This window comes from Pectobacterium brasiliense, assembly GCF_013449685.1.
Classification (GTDB): Bacteria; Pseudomonadota; Gammaproteobacteria; order Enterobacterales; family Enterobacteriaceae; genus Pectobacterium; species Pectobacterium brasiliense_A.
In genome coordinates, this window is sequence record NZ_JACDSF010000008.1 from 123,442 (window position 1) to 146,009 (window position 22,568).

Genomic DNA, 22,568 nt, shown 5'->3' on the forward strand with positions numbered 1-22,568 from the left:
ATGAAAGTCAGATCAGTATGCGGGAATGTCGCGGTTATACGTAGTTCAAAGGTGCGCTTAGGAAGGAAAGGGCGGCTGGCCGCCCTGGCAGGAAATGCGTTATTGAACGAGTTCAAGGCCAGCGACGCGACGCCAGTAGCCGTTGCAATCCGCCTGATTTTCCAGCGTTAATGGCGCATTGCCTTGTTCGTTGGCGCGGAATTTATCCAGCATCGCCGGCGTGCTGATATCGTTCGGGGACAGCCGGACGATATCGACCAGATCCTGCATTGACGTCAGTTCGTTGCCGAGGTTGTAGCAATAGCCGCTTTGCGTCTGAATGCCGTTGAGGACAAAGACCTGCTGGTTCTCCTGCGACAGCATTTTTCTGCCTTGCGGATAGCTGAGACAGCAGGTTTCGCATTCATCCTTCGGCCGATCTTCTGAACGAGCGGTAAAGCAGCGCGCGGAATAGGCTAACGGCAAATGGCCGTAGCTGAGTACTTCCACTTCAAACTGATGGCGAAAGCCAAGCTCGTCACACTGATTCAGCAAGTTTTTCAGCCAGTCTCGGGAGAGCTCAACGGGCATGCACCAGCGCACCATGCCTTGTTTATGCAGGACTCGCAGGGTGTACGCGTTGTAGCAGTTGAGCGCGTGTCCGGCGACAAACGGCAGATTGCGTTCGGCGGCGATGTTAACTGCGCCCAGATCGTTCGCTTCCAGCAAGAATTCACCGTTCTCCACATAGCGTTTTAGCTCGGTCAGTTCAGACGGCGCTTGTAAGAGCGCAAGCGTAGAGATCACCACCTGCTTTCCGCTGTTGGCGACCTCACGAGCCACGTTGAACCAGTCTGCCACCTTCATCAGGCGGCGCTTGCTACACACCGTTTCACCGAGATAAATAATATCGGCGCTGCTGTTCACTGCGGCCTGATAAAACGCCTCAACATCCTCTTTCGGCCAATAGTAGAGAATATTCCCTAATGCATATTTCATGTGTTCTCCTGCTACTGCCATTTGCGGTGATAAGCGCCGAGCGTGGTTTGTGTGCCTTCAGCCACCGCACCTAATGCATCCATCCAGGCCTGAGTGGGAACGAATGTCTCAGGATTGGCACGGCAGCGATCGATAGCCTGTCGCCATACTTGCGTAATCTGGCTGACGTAGGCTGGGCTGCGCTGGCGGCCTTCTATCTTCACGGAAGCAATATTGGCAGCTATCAGTTCGGGCAGCAGTTCCAGCGTGTTCAGGCTGGTTGGCTCTTCCAGCGCATGGTAGCGCTGCCCATCGACTACATAACGCCCTTTGCACAACGTGGGATAACCGGCGTTTTCATCGTCCTGATAGCGGTCGATCAGGATGTTGTTCAGGCGTGATTCCATGCCGTTTTCCGTCTGCTGCCAGCGTACAAATCGCGCGGGCGAGCAGGCACCGGCGGTATTCGGTGATTCACCGGTCAGATAAGAAGAGAGATAGCAGCGTCCTTCCGCCATGATGCACAGGCTACCGAAGGCGAACACTTCGAGCGGCACGGGGCTGGTGCGGGCGATTTGCTTCACCTGATGGATGGACAGCACGCGCGGCAGCACGATGCGTGAGACATCGAAATGGCGATGATAGAAACGGATCGCTTCGGTGTTTGTCGCGGAAGCCTGAACCGACACGTGACGCTCAATGTGGGGATAGCGCTCTGCGGCATATTCCAGCATGGCGAGATCGGCGAGGATCAGCACGTCGGCCCCGATCTGCGCAGCCATATCCACAGCGCGTTGCCAGCGCTGATAACCGTCCGGATGCGCAAACGTATTGATGGCGATATGCAGCTTACGCCGATGACGATGCACGTACTCGCGCGCTTCCTGTAGCTTCTTGTCAGTAAAGTTAAGCCCGGCAAAATGACGTGCGTTGGTGTCATCTTTCAGGCCGATATAGACCGCATCTGCGCCATTATCGATGGCAGCTTTCAGTGCTGGCAGGTTGCCAGCGGGGCAAAGCAGTTCCATACACAATCCTTCATTAATCCCTTCGGGGCCGTAGCCGCTCGGTACGATCAATGATGTTCAGACTGACGATCGCGCTTATGACGGCATTCTGCCTCTCACCCTTGCGGGTTGTCGTAAGCGATTTTTTATCAGTCGATGAATGTTGTTAACGATTGGGAATCTTAATTAACCAAATCGGTAAGGACTTTGATTTAAGGCAGTTTATGGTGCTAATCGTCGCGCAAGGACAAAATCTGTTGGGCATAATCGGATAACCGACTAAATTATTGACATAGACCTCTGCCGCGTGCGGTGGATGTGGCAAAATGCTTGCAGATTATCTGAACAGTCAGATTGCTTTAAGAGGAGTACGCCAGTGTTGGAAAAACTACGAGCGCAGATTGTGCGTCAAGGGCCGAGCTTATTAGGTAAGCCACTCAAGTTCACTCCCTTTGCGCTACAGCGTCAGGTTTTGGAACAGATGTTGGGCTGGCAGTTCCGTCAGGCGCTGGAAGAGGGCGATCTGGCATTTCTCGAAAGCCGCTGGCTGAAAATTGAGGTGCGTGATGTCGGCTTGCAGTGGTTTATGACGCTGCGTGATGGTCGTCTGGTGGTGAGCGACGCTGAGACGCCGGATGTCAGTTTCAGCGCAGATGCGAACGATCTGATTTTGATTGCGGCGCGTAAAGAAGATCCCGATACGCTCTTTTTCCAGCGTCGCCTGCGCATTGAGGGTGATACCGAATTAGGTTTGTATGTGAAGAACCTGATGGACGCCATTGAGCTGGAAGCCATGCCTGCGCCGCTGCGCATTGGCCTGCTGCAACTGGCAAACTTTGTGGAAGCCGGCTTACAGGAGGGCGCAGTGCAACCAGCGAATCACGCGCCAGTATCATGCTAGTTCGGGTGGAAATTCCCGTTGATGCCGCAGGGATCGACAACTTATTGCGCCGTGCTTTTCCAACGGGCGCGGAAGCGGATCTGGTTCATCAACTGCGTGAAGATGGCCTATTGACGCTCGGCGTTGTGGCGACTGACGATGAAGGTGGCGTGGTGGGCTACGCGGCATTCAGCCCAGTGCTGATCGACGGTGAGGATCGCCAGTGGGTGGCGCTTGCACCGTTGGCGGTAGATGACAGCCTGCGCCGACAGGGCGTAGGGGAGAAGCTGGTCTACGAAGGGCTGGATGCGCTGAATGAGTTTGGCTACACCGCTGTTGTGGTCTTGGGTAACCCTGCGTATTACTCCCGTTTTGGCTTTGTTCCGGCGGTAGAACAGCAGCTACATTGTCGCTGGCCAGACAGCGAATCGGCTTTTCAGGTCTATCCGCTGGCCGATAATCATGTTGTCGGTGAGGGAAGTCCTGAGGGCGAAAGCGGGTTTGAAAGCGCGAGCGGGCTGGTGGAGTACGCCGAACCGTTTAACCGCTTTCTCTAATGCGACTCGCATCAATACATCGTGTCTGAAATACATAGCGCCCTGGGCTGGTCTTGTACCAGCCTTTCTTTTTGGTTTTTGCTCAACTGCTTAATGCGATATTCCAGTTTGAGTGCGTCTGAGCGATCGCCCACTAGACAGTGAAACACCAGCGTTAACTCGCCTTTTCCCCGCAGCGCCTTTGCTCCTTTTCCCGTTTGATGCTGATTCAGGCGGCGGCTGACATCCGTTGTGATACCCGTGTACAGCGCCCCAGCGACCGTGCGCAGTATGTACAGATACCAGCAGGGATGTTCAGTGTGTTCTGTCATAGTGTTGCCAGCAGTTTCTCGGATGCAGTCATGTTAGCGGTAAGTTTAGGGCGTTTATCCTGCTACATGAAGCGGCAGCTTGTGTTGTTTTGCGGATTGCTCTCTTTTTCCCGATATAAACAGATCGTCTGGTCGACAAGCGGTCACCCTTAATTCATTGGATGAAACCTTATCTGGAGAAGTGGGTGTGATAAAAATCACATATAATCATTATCTATTGCATTTTTCTTACATCAAGTGTGAATGAATGCACAAAATAGTCCGGCATGGCGTGTTCAAATGCCTGATGAATCGTTTTTTATCTAATGAATAAAGAGTTTCTTTCGATGTCGTTCTTTCGGTGTTGAAATAATCACAGAATGAAGGGTAGAGGAAGGCTGATTGCGGTGAGAAGGATCTCGGTGCCGCTACAGGTTGTTTCGCCTGGGCGCTATCTTCAAGGAACCAAGTCCGCTCGCCAAACGTGCTGGTTTTGCACCAGTTAATGTTCAGGGCCGGTTAGACCGGCTGACGAGTTGGAGTGTTGTATGACCAAGCTGACCACGGCCGCGCAACGCGCGCTGGCGCTGATGGATTTAACCACGCTGAATGAGGATGATACGGATGAAAAAGTGACGGCACTCTGCCGTCAGGCAAACAGCCCGGCCGGAAAAACGGCTGCTATCTGTATCTATCCACGTTTTATCCCTCTGGCGAAAAAGATCCTGCGTGAGCAGGGTACGCCGGATATCCGCATCGCGACGGTGACCAACTTCCCTCATGGCAATGATGATGTGGCAATTGCGGTTGCAGAAACCAAAGCTGCAATCGCCTACGGCGCCGATGAAGTTGATGTCGTCTTCCCTTACCGCGCACTGATCGCAGGCAACGCACAAATCGGTTTTGAGCTGGTTCAGGCATGTAAAGCGGTGTGTCAGGATGCCCACGTGCTGCTGAAGGTGATCATCGAGACGGGCGAGCTGAAACAGGAAGCGCTGATCCGTCAGGCGAGCGAGATTGCCATTGATGCGGGTGCCGATTTCATTAAAACCTCGACCGGTAAAGTGTCGGTGAACGCGACGCCAGAAAGTGCGGCGATCATGCTGAAGGCGATCCGTGATAAAGGCGTGGGCGAGCGCGTTGGCTTTAAAGCGGCCGGCGGCGTGCGTAACGCGGAAGATGCAGCCATCTACCTGCAACTGGCGGACGATATCATGGGCGCGGAATGGGCGACTGCACAGCATTTTCGCTTTGGCGCGTCCAGTCTGCTGGCGAGCCCGCTGACCACGCTTGGCCACGGAACCGCGGCTCCGCAGGGCGGCTACTAAGCACGCGCACAGGCGCACTATTTTATTTGCGACAATTTATTTTTGACGACGTGATTCGTGACAACGCTATTCATGATAAAATATTGTTTATAAAGGAATTTGTATTCATGACTGCGTTGGATCACCACAGCAAATGTGCTTGCAGCGACAGGCTGTGGAACCACATCAGAATTCATCAGGAGTACAGACCTTGTTTCTGATTCAAGAAATTATTCGTAAGAAGCGTGACGGAAAAGCTCTGAGCGAAGAAGAGATCCGCTTCTTTATCAACGGTATTCGTGACAATACCGTCTCCGAAGGTCAGATTGCGGCGCTGGCGATGACCATCTATTTTCACGATATGTCGATGGACGAGCGTGTGGCGCTGACGCTGGCAATGCGTGACTCCGGCACGGTGCTGGACTGGAAGAGTCTGAACCTGAACGGCCCGCTGGTGGATAAACACTCTACCGGCGGCGTCGGGGATGTGACTTCGCTGATGCTGGGGCCGATGGTCGCCGCCTGCGGGGGCTATGTCCCGATGATCTCCGGGCGCGGCTTAGGGCATACCGGCGGCACGTTGGATAAGCTCGAAGCGATTCCGGGACTGGATATTTTCCCTAACGATGAAAATTTTCGTCGCATCATCCAGCAGGTTGGCGTCGCGATCATTGGGCAGACCTCCTCGCTGGCTCCGGCGGATAAACGCTTTTACGCCACGCGTGACATTACCGCTACGGTCGATTCCATCCCGCTAATCACCGCGTCAATTCTGGCGAAGAAGCTGGCTGAAGGGCTGGATGCGCTGGTGATGGACGTCAAAGTAGGGTCGGGGGCATTTATGCCGACCTATGAACTGTCCGAGCAGTTAGCGCAGGCGATTGTCGGCGTAGCGAACAATGCGGGATGCCGCACCAGCGCATTGCTGACGGACATGAATCAGGTGCTGTCCTCTAGCGCAGGTAACGCGCTGGAAGTGCGGGAAGCCGTGCGTTTCCTGACGGGAGAGAGCCGCAATCCGCGCCTGTATGATGTTACTATGGCGCTATGTGGTGAGATGCTGCTGGCGGGCGGACTGGCAAGTTCGGCGGACGACGCACATTCACGTCTGCAAGCCGTGTTGGATAACGGCAAAGCTGCTGAAGTCTTTGGGCGCATGGTCGCCGCACAGCGTGGTCCGGGCGATTTTGTCGAACACTACGATCGTTATTTGCCGGTGGCGACATTAAGTAAGCCGGTGTTCGCGACGCGTGAGGGCATCGTGACCGCGATGGATACCCGCGCGTTGGGCATGGCTGTCGTCTCGCTGGGCGGCGGACGCCGTCAGGCCACGGATACGATCGATTACAGCGTCGGTCTGGATAGCATGATCAGTTTGGGTGAGCGCGTTGACGCGCAGCGCCCGCTGGCGGTGATCCACGCCAATACGGAAGCGCAGTGGCAGCAGGCGGCGAATGAAGTCCGTGCTGCGATCCAACTGGGCGACACCGCGCCAGAAAAGACCCCGATGGTCTATCGTCGAGTGAGCGCAGAAGCGTGATCGCACAGGGCTGGTTAGTGGTCGTCTTGAATTGATTTTCCCCTGCCTGTCGGCAGGGCGTTAGCGCATAGCTGCGCAGGAGAAAAAGAATGAAACGTGCATATATTATGGTTCTCGACTCGTTTGGGATCGGCAGCAGTGCTGATGCAGAACGTTTTGGCGATGTCGGTTCAGATACGCTGGGCCATATCGCTCAGGCGTGTGCCGCGGGGACGGCGGATAAAGGGCGCAGCGGCACGCTGCATTTGCCGAACCTGAGCCGTCTGGGGCTGGGTAAAGCCGCCGAGGCCTCAACGGGAACGTTCCCGCCTGGACTGGATGAAAACGCGGACATCATCGGTGCTTACGCGCACGCCAGCGAAATCTCTTCGGGCAAAGATACGCCGTCTGGTCACTGGGAAATTGCCGGTGTGCCTGTCCTGTTCGACTGGGGCTATTTTAAAGATGAAGAGAACAGTTTTCCGCAGGAACTGCTGGAAAAACTGGTGAAACGCGCCAATCTGCCGGGCTATCTGGGCAACTGCCACTCTTCCGGTACGGTGATTCTGGATCAACTGGCTGAAGAACACATGAAAACTGGCAAGCCGATTTTCTACACCTCTGCGGATTCCGTGTTCCAGATTGCCTGCCACGAAGAAACGTTCGGTCTGGATAAGCTGTACGAACTGTGTGAGATAGCCCGCGAAGAGCTGACTGAAGGCGGCTATAACATTGGGCGCGTGATCGCACGTCCGTTTATCGGCGACAAACCTGGCAACTTCGAGCGTACCGGCAACCGTCACGATCTGGCTGTTGAACCACCTGCGCCGACCATCCTGAAAAAAATGGTGGATGAAAAAGGTGGCGAAGTGGTTTCCGTCGGTAAGATTGCGGATATCTATGCGCAGGTCGGTATCACGAAGAAAGTGAAGGCTACCGGCATCGATGCGCTGTTTGATGCCACGCTGAAAGAAATGGATAGCGCGGGCGACAACACCATCGTGTTTACCAACTTTGTTGATTTCGATTCTGCCTACGGCCACCGCCGCGATATTCCGGGCTACGCTGCCGCGCTGGAGCTGTTTGACCGCCGCCTGCCAGAAATGCTGTCCCGCGTGAAGGGGGACGACATCCTGATTCTGACGGCCGACCACGGCTGTGACCCGAGCTGGCACGGCACCGATCACACTCGTGAGAACGTACCGGTGTTGATCTATGGGCCGAACGTGAAGCCGGGGTCATACGGCCACCGTGAAACTTTCGCCGATATCGGGCAGACGGTCGCGGCCTATTTTGGCCTGTCGCCTATGGACTACGGCAAATCGATACTGTAAAACACACCGCTTTTTACGTGAAACTTGATTAATTAAGGAATAAACGCATGGCTACGCCACATATTAATGCAGAAATGGGTGATTTCGCGGACGTTGTATTGATGCCAGGCGACCCGCTGCGCGCTAAGTACATTGCAGAAACCTTTCTGGATGATGCCCGCGAAGTGAACAACGTGCGTGGCATGTTAGGGTTCACGGGGACTTACAAAGGCCGTAAAATTTCGGTAATGGGCCACGGCATGGGTATCCCATCCTGCTCAATTTATGCGAAAGAACTGATCACCGAATTCGGCGTGAAGAAAATCATTCGTGTGGGTTCCTGCGGTGCGGTACGTGAAGATGTTAAGCTGCGCGACGTGGTGATCGGCATGGGTGCCTGTACGGATTCCAAAGTGAACCGTATGCGTTTCAAAGATCACGACTACGCGGCGATTGCCGATTTCGACATGGTGCGCAATGCCGTTGATGCTGCCAAAGCACGTGATGTTTCTGTCCGCGTCGGTAACATCTTCTCCGCCGATCTGTTCTACACGCCCGATCCGCAGATGTTCGACGTGATGGAAAAATACGGCATTCTGGGTGTAGAAATGGAAGCGGCCGGTATCTACGGCGTAGCGGCAGAGTTCGGTGCGAAAGCGCTGGCTATCTGTACCGTTTCTGACCACATTCGTACCGGTGCGCAAACCACGTCAGAAGAGCGTCAAAACACCTTCAACGACATGATCGAAATCGCGCTGGAATCCGTTCTGCTGGGCGATAACGAATAATATCATGCTAGCCCGGACATCCGTTCCGGGCTGTTTTTTCCTGTTTTTCCCTTCACATCTTTCCGTAAGCAACCTGCTGATTGTCCGCTGCTGGCGGCGCAACAGAAGGCTCGTCTGTGTGGTTCTCTGTTTGCGCTTTCTTCTCTGGTTCGAGCGGCGTTAACTGTACCTGATGTTTGAAACTGGCCAGTACGGCAGGCTGGTGGCTGACGGCCAAAACAATGGTTTGTGGCAGCGTAATCCTGATGTGCTCTAGCAACTGAAGCGCCGCCGTGTCATCGAGCTGGCTGGTGGCTTCATCCAGACAAAGCAGCGTTGGGCGCAGCAGTAGTGCACGCGCGAGCGACAGACGCTGTTGCTCACCGCCCGATAGTTCCCGACTCCAGTTTGCCGTGTCGTCCAGACGGGGAATTAGCGTGGTCAGCCCGGTTTGTTCCAGCACCGCAATCAGCTGTGCAGTATCCGCTAACTGCGTCTGCGGATAACACAGCACCTGACGCAGCGTATCCTGCGGTAAATAGGCTTTTTGCGGTAAAAACAGCGTGCAGCCTGCGGGGAAATGCCAGTCTCCGTGTGAAACAGGCCACAGCCCTGCCAGCGCCCGCAGCAGCGTAGTTTTTCCACTACCGCTGACTGCGCTGAGTACTGCCCATTCGCCAGCCTGAAGCGTGAGCGTCAGCGGGGAGAAGTACGGTGACCCTTCGGGGCGCGAGACTGACAGCGCGTTGATGTGCAGAGCATGGCCTTCATGGAGCGGTTCCTCTGGCGCCGGTAATTGCTGTAAGCGGTGCTTGAATTCCCACAGCCGTTCAATCGTAGAAGACCACTGAACCAACTGGCGATAGGCATCGATAAACCAGCCAAAGGCATCCAGCACATAACCGAAGGCGGATCGCGCCTGCATAATCGCTCCGAGGCTAACCTGACGGGCGAGAAATAGTGGCAGGGTAGCGAAAACCGGAATAATCAGGCTGAAACGGAAATAGCTGGTCGTAAAGCTTTCCAGCCGGAATTCTCGCGTCATTAAACGCTGCCAATTTTGCACGATGGGCAGGAAGTGTTGCCGCATCCGCTGCTGCTCGGCGTCGCTCCCTTGGTAAAACGCGATTTGCTCGCTGTTGTCTCGCACCCGCAGCAGCGTGGCGCGGTAGTCGGCTTCTGCCCGCTGACGTTCAATATTCAGCTTGTGCAGGCGGTGCCCCAGCCGATGCGTCACGATGCTGGCTACTGTGGCGTAAACCAGTGCAATCCACACCAGGTAACCGTGTACCGTGATGGTGTAGCCGCTCAACGTGAAGGTATGGACGCCGGAAAGCTGCCAGAGAATGGCGATGAAAGAGAAAAAACGGGCGGTATTTTTCAGCAGCGAAAGCAGGAGTTCGAGACTTTGTTCTATCAGCAGACGAATATCTTCCGCGATGCGCTGATCGGGGTTATCCAGCCCTGAGTTGAGCTGATAGTGGGCGTGATTGTGCAGCCAATCCTGCTCATACTGGTGCGTCATGGTATCGCGCCAGCGGATAATCAGCTGTTTCTTGAGCCAGTTGCCGCAGATGATGACCAGCACGAACAGCAACGTGTAGGCCAGATAGCGCACGGCCATATCGTAGACTGATGCGTGCTGAAAATAGTCGGCCAGCGCGTCGTAAAAATCCCGGCTCCAGTTATTGTACTGCACGCTGATCCACACGACGGAGAGCGTCAGACTCATAATCAGCAACAGCAATAACCACAGCAGCGTGGCGCGTGTAGTCAGCCAGAAAGGTGCGACCAGCGCATAAAAGCGTTTAAGCGTTTGCATAATGGATGGGGCGATGGCCTGCCAGCCTCAACTGGCAGGCGTGTTCGCTTAGAAATTCCACTTCGCGGTCAGCATGAAATTACGCGGATCGCCGTAATAGTTGTTGCCGCTGCGGTGGCGGTTGTTCAGGTTCAGGAAGTAGGTTTTATCCGTCAGGTTATTGCCCACCAGATTGAAACTCAGGTTTTTGCTGTACTGATAGCGGACATTGGCGTTAAACAGCGTGTAGCCGCCCTGAGACAGGCCAAAAGCGCGGTTTGGATAGGTTTGCGTACCCGTCTGAGCGGTCATGCCTGCACCAATCGTCCATGGGTTTAACACTCCCGGCAGATTGTAGGAGGTGTACAGTTTGAACATATGCTTTGGTGTGCGTGGGCTGAACTGTGCCGCTTTCTCACTCTCTGATGCTTCCAAATATTTACTGTTAGTCAGGGTATAACCCGTCTGAATCTGCCAGCCTTCAGCCAGTTGCCCTGTGACATCCAGTTCGACCCCTTGGCTGCGTACTTTGCCTTCAGCACTGGAACAACCGCTATTGGAATTTCGGCAAACGGAACTGTCTGCCTCGGCGCGTGCACGGTTGGACTGAATAATGCGGAACAGTGCCAGTGAAGCATTCAGATCGCCGTCAAAAAACTCCCCTTTCACGCCGGTTTCATAGTTGGTGCCAGTAATGGCAGGCAGCAGCTTATCGTCCTTATCGCGGGCACTCTGCGGTTTATAGATTTCAGCATAGCTGGCATACCAGGTGTAATTGTCGGCAAAATTCCATAGCAGGCCGCTATAAGGGACAAATTTATCGCGAACGTGCAGGCTGCTGTATTCCTTGTCGCTGGTGTTGCGCTGGTTATCGTAATAGTAGTCGTAGCTATAAGCGCTGTAGCGGCCGCCGAGGATGAGTTTCCAGTCATCGGCCAGCTCCCAGCGTGTGGTAGTAAACAGTCCGCGCTGATAAATATTATATTGTTCTCTATAACGGGAACTGTAGAGGCTAAGGTTCGACCAATCGGGTTCTGCGACTGAGTTGGGGTTCCAATTATAGATATTGGCACTGGTGGTGTTAGCAATACGGCCAATAGCGTTGTCGAAGTTCTCTTTCTGATAATCACCTCCGAACACCAGCTCATGGCTACGTCCCAATAACTCAAACGGACCACTTACACTGAGGTTATAGCCCCATTGATCGCTCTTGTTGTCATAGTGCAGCGCATTGTTTAATCGGCTGACTCCCGTAGCGGGATCGACGCCTGCCGTGCCGTTCATAATACCGATATAGCGTTCTTTAGACGTGGCTCGTGTGTAGCTGAGCGCACTTTTCAGTGTCCAGTCGTTGGTAAAGCGATGCTCGAATTCAGCAAATGGATTAATCCTTTCAAAATTAATTCGGTTCCAACTCGCCCCCAGAAACGTTGAACGCGGGAGGTGTAAGTTGCTTTTATCGGTGCCGAAAGGAACGCCATAAAGATCGGGCACTACATCGGTTTTCTGCCAGTTCATTCCGGTTGTCACGGTAGTGTCGGGTGTGATATCCCAAGCCAGTGTCCCGAACAGCACCTTACGTTCGCTGCCGACATAATCCGTAAAACTCTGTTTGTCCTGGTATACGCTGACCAGACGGCCACGCAGACTGGCATCGTCATTGAGTGGACCAGAAATATCTATCTCGCTACGGTAATTGTCCCAACTACCGATCCCTGCACTGGCAGACGCCTGAAATTCATAGGTTGGTTTTTTACGTACCAGATTGACGGTGCCGCCGGGTTCGCCACTGCCTTGTGTTAGGCCGGAAGCACCGCGCAGAACTTCGACGCGATCGTAAATCGCCAGATCGGGTGATTCACTGGTCGATTGGGAAGCGTTCATTACGCTATTTTGCGACGACTGGTTGACGCCATCTTCTTTGATGTTATCCATCGCGAACGCGCGCGATTCGTATTTCACCTGAAAGCTATTCTGATTGACCACGTTGACGCCAGTGGTTTGCTTCATGGCCTCGTCCAGTGAGGTCATATTCTGATCGTCCATGCGCTGGCGCGTCACGACACTCACTGATTGCGGCGTTTCTCGCGGTGACAAATTCAGTTGTGTCGCGGTGTTCATGCTGCGCGTGGTGTAGGACTGGGTGCCTTCGGTCACGCCATTGCGGTTGACGCCCGCCACGACCAGCATCTCATCTCCCTGCGGTATTCTCTGTAAGCGCCAGACACCGTTAGGCTGTGGGATGACCTGAAGCCCGCTTCCTGCCAGCAGCGCCGCAAATCCGTCCTCCACGCTGTAGTTCCCTTGCAGGGATTTCCCTGCTTTGCCTGTCGTCAGCTGTGCATCACCGACCAGATAAACGCCTGACTGAGCGGCAAACTGGTTTAGCTGCTGGTTAAGCGGTCCGGCAGGGATGGCATAGGTTTTGGTTGCCGCCACCGTTGTAGCTTCAGCCGAGGTTGCGGTGGAAGGTATGAACAACGGTGCGCCGCACAGTAACAGATTAAGGGCAATTGCCAGTTTTGACGGGGTGCGCGGTGTAGAGAAAAATGGAATCAATGCCATGAAAATTCGCCTTCTGACCCAGAGTAAAAATTGGTGGTTTTACTGTGAATCGAACGACAGCGGAGAAAAGGGAACTCAAAAGAGAAAATTTTTTGCTGTATCCCTAAAGAACGGTAGCCAAAAAAGACGGAGATATCAGCGCGGCTCGACGGTTACCCACCACGGAAAACGCCGCTGGATGCGGACTGGGAAGGCCTGCGCTAGCATGTTCAGTGCCATGTCGGTATCGGTTAAGGGGAAAGTCCCCATCACGCGTAAATCTGCGATGGCAGGCTGGCACGCCAGATAGCCGTGGCGATAGCGTGATAGTTTCTCCACGACTTCACCCAACGGCATGTTGTCCGCTTGGAGCACGCCGTGTGCCCAGTCGGCATCGCTCTGCGGGTTGGGCACGATGTTACCCTGACCGTCGGCATTAAAGCGCAGGTGATAGCCCGCGCTGACCCGACGTGCGGCGGTGGCGTACTTGACGCTGACGTCGACCGCGTGTTGGTAAACGGTCAGTGTTGTAGCGTCCGGTTCCTGCGCGACGCTGAAGCGTGTGCCTAGCGCCTGCATACGCCCTTGCGCGGTGGTGACGAAGAAAGGGCGAGCATCGGCGGCGGTATCAATCAGAATATCCCCCGCCAGCAGGGCAATTTCCCGATGCTGATCGCTGTAGCGGATATCAATCGCGCTGGAGGTATTCAGCCACAGTCGGGTGTTGTCCGGTAAGGTCAGCGATTTGATTTCTCCTACCGCACTGTGATGATCGGCCGTCATCGCCAGCAGAGAGCCTTTTAGCGGCGTGTGGCGGTAAGTCAGCCAGGACAGCAGAGAACCGGTGCTGAGCAATGCGGTGAGCTTGAGCGCACGGCGGCGAGTCATCGGTGCAGACTTGTGCAGCAGCGTATTCAGCGCGGGTTGTTGACTGTCGCCACGCAGCGGCTGGAAACGTTGGCTGACCGTTTGCACATATTCCCAAGCCTGACGGTGTTCCTCGCTTTCGTCCATCCAACGCTGCCAGTGGTGGTAGTGCTCATCGTCAGGTTCCCGATCGCACAACTGGGCGTACCATTGCGATGCCTGCTGCAAGGCGATAAAGCTGGGCTTATTCATGAATCAACGGCCGGACTGTCTGCGTCTATCTCCGCTTCCAGCAGCACACAATGCAGCATGGCTTGCGCCATGTATTTTTTCACCATGCGTTCGGAAACGCCCAACGTTTCGGCAATGTCTCGATAGGGTAATCCCTGTACCTGCGCCATGATAAAGGCCGCGCGTACCTTCTCTGGCAGCGCTCGCAGCATGGCATCGACCTGATACAGGGTTTCGAGAATGATGTTGCTGTCTTCCGCTGACAGGGCAACCGGCTCCGGCTGTTCGGCGAGCGAGGCGAGCCAGACGCGCTCAATTTCCCGCTTACGCCAGAGATCGACGCACATGCCTTGCGCCATCACGCTCAGATAAGCCCGCGCACCCGCGTGGCTGTCGAACTGACGTGGTTTTAGCAAGAGCCGTAAAAATACATCCTGCGCCAGATCGGCCGCATCACACAGATTCCCCAGCCGTTTGCGCAATAGCCCTTGCAGCCAGCCATGATGCTGGCAATAGAGCTGATGGAGATCTGCTGAGGTATCAATATTGGCTGATGACATGTCTGGTGCCTGAACCGGAACGATAGGAGGTCAAATTTCAGGCGCATATTAGTTGAGAATGATTTTTATTTCAATGCTAAGGAAAATGTGGGTACTGATGAGGAGAGGGAAACAGAAGGGGCGGTAAGACTACGCGGGGCAGTAAGACTGGAAAGGTGGGGCAGGAAGACTGAAATGCACCACACTTGCTAACAGCGTCGGGCGTGGTGCGTTCAACGGCAGCGGAATCGACTGACCCAAGCTCCAGGTCATCCCAATACGTTACTTAATGGCCTGAGCCGGAACCTGTGCGGCGCTGTTAAAGCTGATCTCGTTGATGGCGCTCCATTTGTTCACATCGGTGCCAAACGTATCCAGTTTGAAGAATTTGGCTTTAACGGCTGGGAAGGTGAATTTTTCACCGTCTTTGGCGTTGTTGGAGGTGATCAGATTATCAGCCAGCTTTTTCCAGGTTTTACCGTCGGTGGAGTAGGAGACGGAGAATTTCAGTTTGCGCTCGTCCGCTTTGAAAGGAACAAGAACAAAGTTCTCAACCGACTGCTCTTTATCCAGTTCTACCTGAACCCAGCTCTCACCGTTTGCCGCCCAGCGGGTTTTTACGTCGCCATCGGCAATGTTGGCCGGTTTGTGGCCCTTGTCTGAATCATAAGCGGAGGCTGTCACCGCCGTTATTTGTACCGCGTAAGCGGAAAGAGAGAATAAGCCGCACAGAAGCGTCGTAGCCAGAGTGTATTTTTTCATATTATTCCTCGTTGATAACGGATAAACCATGCATGCCTGCAAACCAGAAACATGAAATGGAATATCATTATGATAAAAAAGAAACAATGTTTTATTTGTAGCGATCACGTTGCGGGGATTTTTCTGTCAGGAAAACAGGCAGAGCGGGACGGGGCGCACATTTTCCCAGGCCGCTTACACAGTAGCCCTTGTAACCAGCCGTGATGCCGACAATAGCGCTGATGCCTATCGGCTTAGGTATCAATACTGGCTGATGATATGCCAGGTGCCTGAAATGGGTCGAGCGGCGTCAAATTTCAGGCGTTTCTTGGTTGAGAATAATTTTTATTTCAATGCTGAGGATGCTGTGGTAGCTCCACCGAAGGAGAGCGTTGGTGGCAGTCAGGTTGGAATACATCACATCCGACATACTAAATATCCCATCAGCGTGCTGCTAACCGAGGGATCAGCTAATCGAAGCCAGTGCGGAGACTGACCTTTGATTGGCTATGGTTATTCAAGCTTCACATTCAATAAAGCCTTTTCTATCAGTTGCCCCAGCATGGCTCGTGCGTTATGAATCGCTTCGTTCTCAATCCCTTGCTTCAGTGTAATTCCAAGGTTCCCCGGCGATGGCAAAATACTCCCCATTATGTGGAGATTGTTGGGTATCCCGATACGAGTACGCACGGTAATGCCCAGTCCGGCCTGCACTGCGGCCCAGATACCGCTCAGGCTATGGCTGATAAATACCACTTTCCATGCAATGCCAGCCTGATCTAAGCAGGTGGTGGCTCGTGAACGCATCAGACACGGGCTTTCAAACATCACCAGTGGTAAGGGTTCCCCCTGTGCCAGTAGCGTGTTGATGTCCAGATCCGGATGTTTTATCCACTCCAATTGGCACTGGTCGATAAGCCGGCCTTCTCGCGTGGTGTTATCCGGTTGCCACAGTAGTGCCATATCAAGAGCATTGTTATCAAGCGCAGTGAGCAGCGCCTGGTTACGATCTACTCGCGCAATAATCCGTAGCCCCGGATGGTGGTGTTTGAACTCGCCCAAAATATTGGGCATCAGCGACTCGCCAAAATCTTCCTGCATGCCAATGCGGATCTCCCCCTGCAACAACTCACCTTTCACTGCTCGCTGTGCCTCATCATTCAGTGCCAGCAGGCGACGAGCATAGCCCATCAATATCTCGCCAGTATGGGTCAATACCAGGTGACGGCCCTGCTTTACCACCAGTTTGGCACCGCACTGTTGTTCCAACTTTTTTAGTTGAGCGCTTATCGCCGAGGTTGAGCGGCAAAGTCGTGTCGCAGCCAGTGCAAAGCTGCCGCACTCCATACCTGTCACAAAACTGCGTAGCGCATCGAGGTCAAGCGTCAGTGAAAGTTTGTCCATTATCGTCCTGAAATTCGGGATGGTTGATTGAAAATAATTTGATTTTCGGGATGAAACTATCGCGCCAGAATTGTTCTACTGTCAATACGGAGAAAATACCATGGCGAAATCGCTCGACCGTGAAACGTTGGCCCGCGTCGCACCGAAACTGGCCGAACTGAGCATAGACACACTGTTTAATGATATTTGGAAACGTGAAACGCTTTCCCCGCGCGAGCGTAGCCTGATCACACTGGGTGCCCTGACGGCACAAGGGCGCGTGCAGCAGCTTCCTTGGCATATCAACTTTGCTCAGCAAAATGGGTTAACCCGTGAAGAGATCGTTGAAGTTTTCACTCATCTGGCATTTTACGCAGGCTGGCCAGCGGCAGTTTCCGCACTCGGTTGTTTGGAGGAATAAGGAAATGCCTTTCACTCGTATCACCCTGCGTCAGGGTTATAGTGACGCACAGATAAGACAGATCTCCGATATTCTGCAACAAAGCCTGATAGGTGAGTTTGCTGTCCCGCCTGCCGATCGTTTTCAGATATTTGAAACGCTGCCAGCCAGCCAGCGCATATTTGACAGACATTATAAAAGTGGCGGACGTAGCGATGATTTTATTCTGTTCCATATTTTGGCGGGAAAACCCAGAACCCGTGAGCAAAAGCGAAACTTCTTCCGCATGCTAAGCGAGCGACTGCATAGTGTGCTGAATATTCATCCAGATAATGTGATGGTGATAATCCAGTTCAACACTGCCGATGAATGGAGTTTCAGCAACGGGCAGATGTTGTCGGAGGAGAGATCATGATTGTAATGCAATACCGTTTTACTCTGCCAGCCGACTACGACATGGCCATCATCGAGGCGCGTATTGCGCAAAACGGTGCGAAACTTAATGGCTTTCCAGGCTTACTGTTTAAGGCCTACCTCACTTCCCTGCGTGATGACGCTTTTTGCGATGAAAACTGTTATGCCCCTCTCTATATATGGAAAAATACTGAAGCGATGGCGGCGTTTTTGCAGAGCCCTGGCTTCAAAATGCTGACACTGGATTTTGGCTGGCCGCAGATCGATACGTGGCTGACGCTACGTCTTCCAGCCATTGATGAGGTAAGCAACGCTACCTGGCTGTCGATGACAAAGCAGCATATTGACGCGCATAGCGATCTGGCGTCGCTGACAGTAGATGGGCAGCTTTGCGCATGGGATGTCAGTCGTTGGCAAACATTAAAGGTTAGTTTTGGTGATGCGCCGCAGGCTGGCCGAGAGAATTTCCGTATTGGATATGTTGCAAGTGAAATGTGGTGACTACTTGTCAGAGCGCCGCCTAGACAACACCAGCCCCTCGTGCATCATTGCCTGAGATAATTACTGTAAAAGGCTGGTGTTAGAATAGCGTTCTATTCACCTCTTTTTTACTGAACAAGGGTCATAACGCCGTTTATGGCTCTTAATGGTTTTTGGCGGGATTCTAGGGGGCCGGCTCCTCTGCTAAGCAAAAAAGCGGCTATCGCATAATGAAATAGCCGTTTTTAATCAACATATTCGCTTAACTGGCCAGCATAAGACCTAAGTGTTAGACCTTTTCTATACGTTACTTAATGGTATGTTAGCCGAGCGGTAGCGCCATGAGAATGGCGTCTTCCCGACCCTGTGCCGTGGGGTAGTAATCGCGGCGCACGGAGACTTCGTTAAATCCCAGACTCTCATACAGCGCGATGGCTCGCGCGTTTGACTCGCGGACTTCCAGCCACAGCGTCAGAATGCCGCGTCGCTCCATTTCGTCGATCAGGTGCTCCAACAGTTGGCGACCCAACCCCTGACGCTGATGATCGGGATGCACCGCGATATTGAACAACGTCGCTTCATCCAGCACGACCTGCGTGATGGCGTAAGCGGCAAGCTGCCCGTCATGTTCCAGTTTCAGGTTGAAATAGCGCTCACCCTGATTGCTGATAAACGTCTTTTCCGACCAGGGAAAGGCGTGGCTGACTTGTTCAATTTTAAAGGCTTGTGCCAGGTCAGCTGGCGTCAGGGAAGATATCGTGTTCATGTTCACAGATCTGTTGCCACAGCGCCCGTTTGGCGTCGGCATTTTGATAAAGTTCGGAAAGCAGAGGGCTGGAAAGCTGAACGCCCTGTAGCGCGATGGGTTCCGCGATGCCCAACCGCCAGCTATGGCAGCGTGCATCAGCGGGCAGCATGTCGATCTGCTGGGGCGTCAGGCGATAGGCTTGCGCAGGTGTGAGCGCCAGACTGTGCAGAACGTCGGCCAGTAGCGGTTCATCATCGGCCAGCGGCTCGGCGGAGACGATCACCAGACGCACCTGTGCGGGCAGACTGACGGCAATTTCGCCTTGCAGCACCGTCGGGCGACGCAGCGTCCACTGCGTAATCCCCAGTTGCTGTAGCAGCCTGTCACGTCTTGATTCCATGCGTTATCCTGTCTGGCGTGCGAGAAAATGATTCGTGCCTATGCTAACAAACCCCGTCAGACTGCGCCAACGTCGGTGCGGTTATTTCCTCTCCGCTCTGCAACTTCGGGGACGAAGCGTATATAATCCCCCGCTCAATGATTAAGGAGCCGTAGCCCGATGTCCGCATTAACCCCCGCCAGTGAAGTCATACTGCGCCATAGTGACGAATTTCTTTCACGCCGAGTTCTGTTTGCCGGTGATTTGCAGGATACTCTGCCCGCACAATTTGAGGCGGCGTCGGTGCGTGTCCATTGCAACCAATATCACCACTGGCAACAGATGGCAAAGCCACTTGGGGATAATGCTCAATATGGTCTGGTTGCGGATGCGGCGCTGGTGGCGGATAGCGACACGCTGATTTATTACTGGCCGAAGAGCAAACAGGAAGCGGAATTCCAACTGCGTAACCTGCTGTCCCTGATGCCGGTCGGCGCGGAGATCTTCGTTGTCGGAGAAAACCGCAGCGGCGTGCGTAGCGCGGAACCCGTGCTGTCTGAATTCGTTGAACTGGCAAAAATCGACAGCGCACGCCGCTGTGGGCTTTACCATGGTCGGATTGACAAGCAGGCCAGCTTCACGCTGGATGACTGGTGGGACGAGTATGTGACGGACGGCGTGATCGTCAAAACGCTTCCGGGCGTTTTCAGTCGTGATGACCTGGATCCGGGTAGCCGACTGCTGCTGTCTACGTTTGAGCCGCACATGAAAGGCAAAGTGCTGGATATCGCCTGCGGTGCGGGCGTGCTGGCATCGGTACTGGCGAAACAGTCACCGAAAATCCGCCTGACGTTGAGCGATGTCAGCGCAGCCGCCGTCGAATCCAGCAAGGCAACGCTGGCGGCGAATGCGTTGGAAGGCGAGGTGATTGCGAGTAACGTCTATTCTGACATTAACGGTCGCTTCGATATGATCGTGTCTAATCCGCCGTTCCATGACGGCTTGCAGACTAGCCTGCAAGCCGCGGAAATGCTGATTCGTGGTGCGGTGACCCATTTACCGATTGGCGGACAGCTACGCATCGTTGCTAACGCCTTCCTGCCTTATCCGGCGCTGTTAGATGCGGCCTTTGGTAGCCATGAAGTGCTGGCGCAGACCGGACGCTTTAAGGTGTATCAGGCCACCGTGGGTCGTCCGCCGCGCACAGGTAAAGGTCGTCGATAATCCTACTGATACTTCCTTTTACTGATTAAGTGCCGCCATGCTCTCCTTGCCGTAGCGTTCACCTGCTGCGGCATCGGGCGGGAAGATGGCATCAATGGCGGCCAGTTCCTCTTTCGTCAGCGTGACATCCAGCGCCGCGACGTTTTCTTCCAGATAGCGGCGGCGTTTAGTGCCCGGAATCGGCACGATATGTTCACCCTGTGCCAATACCCACGCCAGTGCCAGCTGTGAGGGCGTAACCTGCTTTTCCTGTGCCAGTTGGTTAATTTTCTCTACCAACTGCAGATTTTTGCCGAAATTTTCCCCCGAGAAACGTGGATTGGTACGACGGAAATCGTCAGCAGCCAGATCGTCCGGGCTGCGAATCGCACCGGTCAGAAAGCCACGTCCCAGCGGGCTGTAAGGCACAAACCCGATCCCCAGACGCTCACAGGTGGGCAGAATTTCGGCTTCCATATCGCGGGTCCACAGTGAGTATTCACTCTGTAACGCCGTAATAGGGTGCACGCGATGCGCGCGTTCCAGCGTGGTGGCGGAGGCTTCACTTAGGCCGATGTAACGAATCTTGCCTTCCTGAACCAGCTCGGCCAGCGTGCCGACCGTCTCTTCAATGGGAACGGTTGGATCAATGCGGTGCTGATAGTAAAGATCGATAACGTCGGTGCCGAGTCGCGTCAGGCTGCCTTCCACCGCGCGGCGGATGTAGTCCGGTTTACCGCAGACGCCGCGTGCATTGGGGTTTGCCGGATCGCGGATGATGCCGAACTTGGTCGCCAGAAAAACCTGCTCACGCTTGCCTTTTATCGCTTTGCCGAGCAGCAGCTCGTTGGTGTGGGGGCCATACATATCGGCGGTATCCAGCAGCGTGACACCCAGCTCCAGTGCGCGATGCAACGTGGCGATGGATTCTTTCTCATCCTGCGCGGTGGAGTAGAAATCGCTCATCCCCATGCAGCCTAGCCCAATAGCCGAAACCTGTGGACCATTCGTGCCTAATTTGCGCTGTTGCATTGTCATCTTCCTCATTTCGTTGGCAGTGAAAGCAGTCTGGTTGTTTATCTAAAAAAGATAAATACCGCTTTTTATGCAACACTATTCAAAAATAACCAACAATGGTGGCGGTGATGGATCATATTCAGGCGATGCGGGTTTTTGTGCGTATTGTCGAACTGGGTAGCTTCAGCCGTGCGGCGGAACGGCTGGCGCTACCGCGTGCAACGGTGAGCAACACGATCAAACAGCTTGAAGGGCGGCTGGGAGTACGTTTGCTACAACGCACGACTCGTCAAGTACAGATCACCGATGAAGGACGCGTTTATTATGAACGCTGCCTGCAATTGCTTGCGGAAATTGAAGAGATCGACACGCTATTCACGCAGCAAAAACAGCAGCCCGTTGGTAAAGTGCGGGTGGATATGCCGCACTCGCTGGCGCGAGAGATCGTCGTTCCGGCGCTGGGGGATTTTTATGCGCGTTATCCGCAGGTGACGTTGATGCTAAGCGCCAACGATGTGGCGATTAATGTGCTGCGTGAAGGCGTCGACTGTGTGCTGCGCGCCTGGCAGACGGACGACGAGACGCTGGCGACCCGCCATTTGCCGTCAATGCCGCAGATTACCTGTGCGTCGGCCGATTATCTGGCGCGCTACGGCGTGCCGCGTTCGCTTGATGACCTGTCGGGGCATCATATGGTCGGCTATTTCTCTCTGCGTACTGAACACCATTATCCGCTGGAATTTATGCTGGGCGATGAGTGCATTACGCGTATGTTGCCCGGTACGTTGCAGGTCAACGGCACCGATGCCTACATTGCCAGCGCCCGTGCCGGACTGGGGATTATTCAGGCGCCGCGTCGCGGTTTACGCCCATTTCTGGAAAGCGGGGAACTGGTAGAGATCCTGCCGGAAATACCGCCGCCTGCGATGCCGCTTTATGTGATGTATGCACCTGGCCGTTTTCTCGCACCGCGGATTCGGGTGTTTATAGAATGGCTCGATGAACTCTTTACGCACAGCGCCGCAGCGAGATGATGATTTTTGCAGCAAACCCCGCATTCCAGAGGAAATAATCATTGACGTGAACGTGAAAACCTCTAGAATTCGCCCCCGTAGTGATATTGCGTAAAGCAGTGTTGCGAAGGTGGCGGAATTGGTAGACGCGCTAGCTTCAGGTGTTAGTGTTCTTACGGACGTGAGGGTTCAAGTCCCTCTCTTCGCACCA

The 22,568-nt window shown here is 54.0% G+C and carries 23 protein-coding genes and 1 tRNA gene; 12 read left to right on the forward strand and 12 right to left on the reverse strand.

Going from position 1 to position 22,568, the window contains the following annotated elements; genetic code table 11:
- Positions 1–99 precede the first annotated feature (99 nt).
- Together H0248_RS03260 and ubiU are read right to left on the reverse strand one after the other, a co-directional pair.
- On the reverse strand, positions 100–978 hold the full coding sequence (locus tag H0248_RS03260; protein WP_180784777.1) for a U32 family peptidase: 879 nt from the start codon (positions 976–978) through the stop codon (positions 100–102).
- Positions 979–989: 11 nt separating this feature from the next.
- Positions 990–1,985 (reverse strand): ubiquinone anaerobic biosynthesis protein UbiU, encoded by a 996-nt coding sequence (ubiU, locus tag H0248_RS03265; RefSeq protein WP_180784778.1) that lies wholly within the window; start codon positions 1,983–1,985, stop codon positions 990–992.
- A 355-nt stretch (positions 1,986–2,340) separates the two neighbouring features.
- Between ubiU and ubiT the strand changes: the two genes are divergently transcribed.
- Both ubiT and H0248_RS03275 read left to right on the forward strand, forming a co-directional pair.
- On the forward strand, positions 2,341–2,865 hold the full coding sequence (gene ubiT / locus H0248_RS03270) for a ubiquinone anaerobic biosynthesis accessory factor UbiT (RefSeq protein WP_010279716.1): 525 nt from the start codon (positions 2,341–2,343) through the stop codon (positions 2,863–2,865).
- Complete coding sequence (locus H0248_RS03275) at positions 2,859–3,401, forward strand: GNAT family N-acetyltransferase (RefSeq protein WP_014914137.1); 543 nt, start codon at positions 2,859–2,861, stop codon at positions 3,399–3,401. Before ubiT ends, H0248_RS03275 begins: the two co-directional genes overlap by 7 nt.
- Before the next feature lie 11 nt (positions 3,402–3,412).
- Here H0248_RS03275 and H0248_RS03280 read toward each other — a convergent pair whose 3' ends face one another.
- Positions 3,413–3,712 carry a GIY-YIG nuclease family protein gene (locus tag H0248_RS03280; protein ID WP_180784779.1) on the reverse strand — a complete coding sequence of 100 codons (300 nt, stop codon included), beginning with the start codon at positions 3,710–3,712 and terminating at the stop codon, positions 3,413–3,415.
- A 527-nt stretch (positions 3,713–4,239) separates the two neighbouring features.
- Here H0248_RS03280 and deoC point away from each other — a divergent pair.
- The 4 genes from deoC to deoD all read left to right on the forward strand — a co-directional run bounded on the left by deoC (position 4,240) and on the right by deoD (position 8,618).
- Positions 4,240–5,019 carry a deoxyribose-phosphate aldolase gene (gene deoC, locus H0248_RS03285; RefSeq protein WP_180784780.1) on the forward strand — a complete coding sequence of 260 codons (780 nt, stop codon included), beginning with the start codon at positions 4,240–4,242 and terminating at the stop codon, positions 5,017–5,019.
- 190 nt (positions 5,020–5,209) lie between these two features.
- Positions 5,210–6,538, forward strand: a complete 1,329-nt coding sequence (gene deoA, locus H0248_RS03290; RefSeq protein WP_180784781.1) for a thymidine phosphorylase — start codon at positions 5,210–5,212, stop codon at positions 6,536–6,538.
- Positions 6,539–6,627: 89 nt separating this feature from the next.
- Positions 6,628–7,851, forward strand: a complete 1,224-nt coding sequence (gene deoB / locus H0248_RS03295; protein ID WP_180784782.1) for a phosphopentomutase — start codon at positions 6,628–6,630, stop codon at positions 7,849–7,851.
- 47 nt (positions 7,852–7,898) lie between these two features.
- The gene (deoD, locus tag H0248_RS03300; RefSeq protein WP_180784783.1) at positions 7,899–8,618 is read left to right on the forward strand and encodes a purine-nucleoside phosphorylase; all 720 of its coding nucleotides are present in this window, start codon (positions 7,899–7,901) and stop codon (positions 8,616–8,618) included.
- A gap of 52 nt (positions 8,619–8,670) precedes the next feature.
- Here deoD and H0248_RS03305 read toward each other — a convergent pair whose 3' ends face one another.
- The 6 genes from H0248_RS03305 to H0248_RS03330 all read right to left on the reverse strand — a co-directional run bounded on the left by H0248_RS03305 (position 8,671) and on the right by H0248_RS03330 (position 16,724).
- Positions 8,671–10,419: an ABC transporter ATP-binding protein/permease gene (locus tag H0248_RS03305; protein ID WP_180784784.1), complete on the reverse strand. Its 1,749-nt coding sequence runs from the start codon at positions 10,417–10,419 to the stop codon at positions 8,671–8,673.
- 48 nt (positions 10,420–10,467) lie between these two features.
- Positions 10,468–12,963, reverse strand: coding sequence for a TonB-dependent siderophore receptor (locus H0248_RS03310; protein WP_180784785.1), 2,496 nt, complete (start codon positions 12,961–12,963; stop codon positions 10,468–10,470).
- A gap of 135 nt (positions 12,964–13,098) precedes the next feature.
- Positions 13,099–14,061 carry a FecR domain-containing protein gene (locus H0248_RS03315; RefSeq protein ID WP_180784786.1) on the reverse strand — a complete coding sequence of 321 codons (963 nt, stop codon included), beginning with the start codon at positions 14,059–14,061 and terminating at the stop codon, positions 13,099–13,101.
- Positions 14,058–14,600 carry a sigma-70 family RNA polymerase sigma factor gene (locus H0248_RS03320; RefSeq protein ID WP_180784787.1) on the reverse strand — a complete coding sequence of 181 codons (543 nt, stop codon included), beginning with the start codon at positions 14,598–14,600 and terminating at the stop codon, positions 14,058–14,060. Before H0248_RS03320 ends, H0248_RS03315 begins: the two co-directional genes overlap by 4 nt.
- Positions 14,601–14,861: 261 nt before the next feature.
- A complete protein-coding gene (locus tag H0248_RS03325) occupies positions 14,862–15,341 on the reverse strand; it encodes a discoidin domain-containing protein (protein ID WP_180784788.1) in 480 nt (159 codons plus the stop codon).
- Between the two features lie 492 nt (positions 15,342–15,833).
- The gene (locus tag H0248_RS03330) at positions 15,834–16,724 is read right to left on the reverse strand and encodes a LysR substrate-binding domain-containing protein (RefSeq protein WP_180784789.1); all 891 of its coding nucleotides are present in this window, start codon (positions 16,722–16,724) and stop codon (positions 15,834–15,836) included.
- A gap of 100 nt (positions 16,725–16,824) precedes the next feature.
- On the opposite strand from H0248_RS03330, the gene H0248_RS03335 reads away from it, so the two are divergent.
- From H0248_RS03335 to H0248_RS03345, 3 genes are read left to right on the forward strand one after another with little or no spacing between them, the layout of a single operon-like run.
- Positions 16,825–17,124, forward strand: coding sequence for a carboxymuconolactone decarboxylase family protein (locus H0248_RS03335; RefSeq protein WP_012773310.1), 300 nt, complete (start codon positions 16,825–16,827; stop codon positions 17,122–17,124).
- A gap of 4 nt (positions 17,125–17,128) precedes the next feature.
- Complete coding sequence (locus H0248_RS03340; RefSeq protein ID WP_180784790.1) at positions 17,129–17,518, forward strand: tautomerase family protein; 390 nt, start codon at positions 17,129–17,131, stop codon at positions 17,516–17,518.
- The gene (locus H0248_RS03345; protein WP_180784791.1) at positions 17,515–18,018 is read left to right on the forward strand and encodes a DUF4865 family protein; all 504 of its coding nucleotides are present in this window, start codon (positions 17,515–17,517) and stop codon (positions 18,016–18,018) included. Before H0248_RS03340 ends, H0248_RS03345 begins: the two co-directional genes overlap by 4 nt.
- Before the next feature lie 301 nt (positions 18,019–18,319).
- On the opposite strand, the gene rimI is transcribed toward H0248_RS03345, so the two are convergent.
- The gene (rimI, locus tag H0248_RS03350; protein ID WP_014914153.1) at positions 18,320–18,763 is read right to left on the reverse strand and encodes a ribosomal protein S18-alanine N-acetyltransferase; all 444 of its coding nucleotides are present in this window, start codon (positions 18,761–18,763) and stop codon (positions 18,320–18,322) included.
- Complete coding sequence (locus H0248_RS03355) at positions 18,732–19,145, reverse strand: DNA polymerase III subunit psi (RefSeq protein WP_180784792.1); 414 nt, start codon at positions 19,143–19,145, stop codon at positions 18,732–18,734. The genes rimI and H0248_RS03355 overlap by 32 nt, the downstream gene beginning before the upstream one ends.
- Before the next feature lie 159 nt (positions 19,146–19,304).
- Between H0248_RS03355 and rsmC the strand changes: the two genes are divergently transcribed.
- On the forward strand, positions 19,305–20,348 hold the full coding sequence (rsmC, locus tag H0248_RS03360; protein ID WP_180784793.1) for a 16S rRNA (guanine(1207)-N(2))-methyltransferase RsmC: 1,044 nt from the start codon (positions 19,305–19,307) through the stop codon (positions 20,346–20,348).
- A gap of 18 nt (positions 20,349–20,366) precedes the next feature.
- Here rsmC and H0248_RS03365 read toward each other — a convergent pair whose 3' ends face one another.
- Positions 20,367–21,359: an aldo/keto reductase gene (locus tag H0248_RS03365; RefSeq protein WP_180784794.1), complete on the reverse strand. Its 993-nt coding sequence runs from the start codon at positions 21,357–21,359 to the stop codon at positions 20,367–20,369.
- Positions 21,360–21,472: 113 nt separating this feature from the next.
- Here H0248_RS03365 and H0248_RS03370 point away from each other — a divergent pair, with 113 nt between their 5' ends.
- On the forward strand, positions 21,473–22,378 hold the full coding sequence (locus H0248_RS03370) for a LysR family transcriptional regulator (RefSeq protein WP_180784795.1): 906 nt from the start codon (positions 21,473–21,475) through the stop codon (positions 22,376–22,378).
- A gap of 103 nt (positions 22,379–22,481) precedes the next feature.
- Positions 22,482–22,568 (forward strand) — tRNA-Leu (locus H0248_RS03375).

Bases quoted from the DNA above. Each gene is read 5' to 3' on its own strand.
- deoD (WP_180784783.1), top strand. From the start codon at position 7,899: ATGGCTACGCCACATATTAATGCAGAAATGGGTGATTTCGCGGACGTT.
- H0248_RS03310 (WP_180784785.1), bottom strand. From the start codon at position 12,963: ATGGCATTGATTCCATTTTTCTCTACACCGCGCACCCCGTCAAAACTG.
- H0248_RS03330 (WP_180784789.1), bottom strand. From the start codon at position 16,724: ATGGACAAACTTTCACTGACGCTTGACCTCGATGCGCTACGCAGTTTT.
- H0248_RS03325 (WP_180784788.1), bottom strand. From the start codon at position 15,341: ATGAAAAAATACACTCTGGCTACGACGCTTCTGTGCGGCTTATTCTCT.
- H0248_RS03335 (WP_012773310.1), top strand. From the start codon at position 16,825: ATGGCGAAATCGCTCGACCGTGAAACGTTGGCCCGCGTCGCACCGAAA.
- H0248_RS03320 (WP_180784787.1), bottom strand. From the start codon at position 14,600: ATGTCATCAGCCAATATTGATACCTCAGCAGATCTCCATCAGCTCTAT.
- H0248_RS03315 (WP_180784786.1), bottom strand. From the start codon at position 14,061: ATGAATAAGCCCAGCTTTATCGCCTTGCAGCAGGCATCGCAATGGTAC.
- H0248_RS03365 (WP_180784794.1), bottom strand. From the start codon at position 21,359: ATGCAACAGCGCAAATTAGGCACGAATGGTCCACAGGTTTCGGCTATT.
- H0248_RS03340 (WP_180784790.1), top strand. From the start codon at position 17,129: ATGCCTTTCACTCGTATCACCCTGCGTCAGGGTTATAGTGACGCACAG.
- rimI (WP_014914153.1), bottom strand. From the start codon at position 18,763: ATGAACACGATATCTTCCCTGACGCCAGCTGACCTGGCACAAGCCTTT.
- H0248_RS03280 (WP_180784779.1), bottom strand. From the start codon at position 3,712: ATGACAGAACACACTGAACATCCCTGCTGGTATCTGTACATACTGCGC.
- deoC (WP_180784780.1), top strand. From the start codon at position 4,240: ATGACCAAGCTGACCACGGCCGCGCAACGCGCGCTGGCGCTGATGGAT.
- H0248_RS03355 (WP_180784792.1), bottom strand. From the start codon at position 19,145: ATGGAATCAAGACGTGACAGGCTGCTACAGCAACTGGGGATTACGCAG.
- H0248_RS03305 (WP_180784784.1), bottom strand. From the start codon at position 10,419: ATGCAAACGCTTAAACGCTTTTATGCGCTGGTCGCACCTTTCTGGCTG.
- H0248_RS03275 (WP_014914137.1), top strand. From the start codon at position 2,859: ATGCTAGTTCGGGTGGAAATTCCCGTTGATGCCGCAGGGATCGACAAC.
- H0248_RS03260 (WP_180784777.1), bottom strand. From the start codon at position 978: ATGAAATATGCATTAGGGAATATTCTCTACTATTGGCCGAAAGAGGAT.
- ubiU (WP_180784778.1), bottom strand. From the start codon at position 1,985: ATGGAACTGCTTTGCCCCGCTGGCAACCTGCCAGCACTGAAAGCTGCC.
- H0248_RS03345 (WP_180784791.1), top strand. From the start codon at position 17,515: ATGATTGTAATGCAATACCGTTTTACTCTGCCAGCCGACTACGACATG.
- deoB (WP_180784782.1), top strand. From the start codon at position 6,628: ATGAAACGTGCATATATTATGGTTCTCGACTCGTTTGGGATCGGCAGC.
- H0248_RS03370 (WP_180784795.1), top strand. From the start codon at position 21,473: ATGGATCATATTCAGGCGATGCGGGTTTTTGTGCGTATTGTCGAACTG.
- rsmC (WP_180784793.1), top strand. From the start codon at position 19,305: ATGTCCGCATTAACCCCCGCCAGTGAAGTCATACTGCGCCATAGTGAC.